Origin of the sequence: Duganella qianjiadongensis, from assembly GCF_009857915.1 — a bacterium.
Lineage (GTDB): Bacteria > Pseudomonadota > Gammaproteobacteria > Burkholderiales > Burkholderiaceae_D > Rugamonas > Rugamonas qianjiadongensis.
In genome coordinates this window covers 1-3,634 of sequence record NZ_WWCM01000043.1, presented here as the reverse complement: position 1 = coordinate 3,634, position 3,634 = coordinate 1, and the positions used below count along the sequence as shown (strand labels likewise).

Below are 3,634 nucleotides of genomic sequence, written 5' to 3'. Positions count from 1 at the left end.
TCCTAGCCTCATGCAAGTTTGGATTGCACGTCGCTTTGTAGGAGATAGCCCAAGTCGCGTCGCTCGCTTTGCAGCACTGATTTCTGGTAATGAGGTCAGAGATGCTAGCGCAGTTCGGCGAGCAATGGCGACACTGGATAAGCGTCTCGCTTCGGCCAAGGCATTGCACCGGAAGTCGTGACTGCAAGCAAGTGGTAGGAGGTAGGCGGCTGATCGGATACTAGACCGGATAGCATGTATTTCCATGAGAGCCTTTAACTAAAGGCGATTAACACCATTCCGAGAACTATTTTCCAGTTTAGTTATGTAGCTCCGTAGCTCTTTAGAATACCTTTGGAAGCCTGCGCCTACGGCGCGGGCGGCTTCCATAACTATTTTCGTAATCATATGAAAGGCTCGCGGCTCCAGATAGGCCTGCCTACCGGGAGTCAGAATACCCTCCAGGGAAGACGGGCCGCATTTCGTTCGCCGGCAGCCCTGCGTTTGTAATTGGCACACTACTGCCCGCTTCCGGGGGGCGCCGTAGTGTCAGGTATCCACTGGTTGAATCGCCCCCCTTGCTTGGGTATTCCGGCCGAACGCGACCGGCAATTATTGTCCAACGTGACCGACTTGGGCATCTGACCTGAATGAGCGGTCACGATGTCGGAGTCGACGGTCACGATCACCGGAATACGCATGCGCTGATTCGAAAGGATCAAAAAATTTTTGATCGCCTCTTTGAACTGTAATGCGGCTGCCATACGCCTCCGTCGTCATAAGTTACATCGTATGATTCAGAATAGTCACGCAGTGCGATTTCGCCAGCATGAAACAAGCAAGATGCCGCGTTCATAGGGATCGCGTGGATAGTTTCTAGGGTGCATTTCCGGGTATTAAGAGGCATAAGATTCAGTATGTATGGTTGTCGTCTCAAAGTCGCGACAAAACGAAGTTTGAAGGTTCGTCCCTGGATCAAGTTCGGAAATAAGCAAATTGCCAACTTCGCATTTCATTTACTTAAATGCATCCTTGCGGCAATATGAACGAATTGCTCTGCATCCAGAGTAAATCAAAACCTCGATAGACATACGCTGGGGCTCGGTATTTAAGAATATCGGTGATCAAGACGATGAAAGAAACAATGCCACATCCAACACTAGAAGATTGGCTCTCCACCTTGAAGCGCCTAAGATCTGAGTTCGCAATTGAACCTGACAACTATGAAACGAAATCGCCTACGTTTAAGTGTGGCGGTTGGCGCGTAGGCATAGAACATCAGCGAAAATTCGAAAGCGTCGTGATTCGATGGATGGGCGATTTTGAAAAGAGGCCCGCGCCCCAAAGACGGTGGATCCCATGCCCCAGCAGCGACAGGGAAAAGAAATGGGAATACCGCGTATACACCCGACCAGAGCAGCTGCCTACACTTTTAAATGAGCTACTCAGCGATCTTCAAACCATTGAAGACATCAATCACGAACTGGCAGAACGCGTGGCCAAAGCCATGTCGGACACATCACATGCTCGACAAGCACGGCTCCTTGACCGGTCAAGGCGTCCGTTGAAAATCATGGTAACGGCTACTGTGTTCGATCGCAATCCGGACGTCGTTGCCGAGGTCCTATATCGTTCCCAGGGCATCTGCGAGCATTGCTATCAACCAGCGCCTTTCAATCGTCGCTCCAATGGCTCCCCCTACCTTGAGGTCCATCACATTGTTCGGCTAGCGGATGGTGGTGACGACACTGTCGAGAATGCAGTAGCTTTGTGCCCAAATTGCCATCGCAAGGTTCACTACGCTTAAAAATGCCAGTCAGACTAGGCAGAAATGGGTTTTTATCAATATTCGCTATTACTTGGATGCATCCGGTAATTCGAGGGTTATACCTCGCTAATCTGAAAAATACGCGAAATCTCAAACGCCTAAGAGGTGGTGATGTATAAAAGAGGTTGCGGCAGTGGTGAGAATACTCAGGGACGATAAAATTGGTAGAGGCCTAAATGGCCAGCCAGAATATCCTCGCTACCCGAGATTCACATTACGGTGCAATTAACTTACGTCGCCTTTGGTGCGGGAAGGATAAGGCAATGTCGATAAAAAATGATTCATTGGACGCCGCCGTCTCAGAGGCAGAAAAAACCGCTGATCGTTCATCAGTGGTGGACCTACTCGAGATTCGAAAGAAGCGCCTAAAGGCGGCACTCGCCGCTGCGCATGGATTGTGGAAGGGACGCAATGACATACCTGCTGACGGTGTCGAGTATCAACGCATGCTTCGCGGGGATTGGGACATTGATAAATAGCTTTTGATTCCACGGTAAATCGATTAAATTTAGCCACTCCCCATATCCGACTCCGTCGCCTTACGCGAATGCAAAGTCGCTCTATAAGGATTGTGTTTAAAACTAAAAATTAAACAACAGAACCGGTGTTTCTCCAATTCTTACAGGTCGCGACGGATGCAGAACGCTCCATCCGCCCCCTTCAATTAGCGTCGATTACAGCTTGGGGGAAAAACTTGGGGCCGCCAACTCTTCCCTATATGCTTTTAAGAGTTACTACATTTAAGTCTTTAAGTATTTACGGAAAAATGAGACGGCCCCAACCGACTGCTACACCGATCGAAATGTCACATATCCTCCTGCAAGCTCGCTTCACCGCCAAGTATTCCAATCGCTACCTCAGGCATCGACTCAAATTTTTCTGCCGGTTCACGTGAGTAGAGGCAATTAGTGCTACTGGTGTATGGCCGCACATCTAGGCATCTGACGCACCAGGCCGATCTAAACGCGTTTTGAGACTGCCTCAGCACGAGCGATGCCCTTCATCAGATTTTCATTTTGAAGGGCGCGTCGGTAGGTTCTCGTCAGTCTATGCAGATGCTTTAAATTGACGGGTTATTCTCTGCGTAATTGGTCAAAATCGTTACGCATCAGTTACGCACCAGCCCGTCAACAAGCTCATTAAATATCAATGAAATCAATGACTTATATAAAAATCACCAAAATTTCAAAAACCGTCAGAGTTCCAATGGTTTGAATACAAATTGAGGAATTATCCAGTTCAAATCTATCTCGGGAATTTAATGGAACACCTAACGGCTACAGCGTTGTAGGCTACATATATTAGGGGCCATCGTAACCACTGATTCCGCTTCCTGCCCGAATCAGTAGTCACATTAAGTAGAAGTTTCTGGTCCAGCCAAATTGAAGAGGTTATTCAAATTACCCCGGCCCTATAAGGATAAGCATTAATGGGCGGAAGTTAAGGAAAGCGTTGCTGTCACGATTCTGAAATCCTTCTAGGACTCCGTCAATTTCAACATCTGCAACATTTTCACCTTGCTCTAGCTGACCTACATAAGCGCAAAATCTTAATTAAGAAATTGCATCTTTAAGGTTTTACAGCTTTACGCCTCGATGCAAATCGTTGATTTGGTTAGCAACTCCACTTCCTTAAAAAAATCTACTTGGGTGTCAGCATTCTCCACCCTGAACTTGGTCTCGCGTGAACTATATTCATACTGTAGTGGTTTAATGTATCCGGACACTGATTTAGGCGAGAATACTCGCCATGGAGAGGTGTTTGATGAGCAAGCAGAGACGTACGTTTTCCCCGGAGTTCAAACAGCAGGCTGCATGCCTGGTGCTG

The 3,634-nt window shown here is 47.9% G+C and carries 4 protein-coding genes; 3 read left to right on the top strand and 1 reads right to left on the bottom strand.

Annotated elements, in window-relative coordinates:
* Positions 1 to 497 precede the first annotated feature (497 nt).
* Entirely contained in the window at positions 498 to 743 is a 246-nt protein-coding gene (locus tag GTP27_RS23120; protein WP_161041439.1) for a hypothetical protein, read from the bottom strand.
* A gap of 356 nt (positions 744 to 1,099) precedes the next feature.
* Between GTP27_RS23120 and GTP27_RS23115 the strand changes: the two genes are divergently transcribed.
* From GTP27_RS23115 to GTP27_RS23960, 3 genes are all read left to right on the top strand, one after another.
* Positions 1,100 to 1,786: an HNH endonuclease gene (locus GTP27_RS23115; RefSeq protein WP_371865991.1), complete on the top strand. Its 687-nt coding sequence runs from the start codon at positions 1,100 to 1,102 to the stop codon at positions 1,784 to 1,786.
* A gap of 197 nt (positions 1,787 to 1,983) precedes the next feature.
* Positions 1,984 to 2,286, top strand: coding sequence for a hypothetical protein (locus GTP27_RS23110; protein ID WP_161041438.1), 303 nt, complete (start codon positions 1,984 to 1,986; stop codon positions 2,284 to 2,286).
* Between the two features lie 1,116 nt (positions 2,287 to 3,402).
* Positions 3,403 to 3,634, top strand: a 232-nt coding sequence (locus tag GTP27_RS23960; protein ID WP_229634308.1) for a hypothetical protein, incomplete at its 3' end; no start/stop codon positions are given.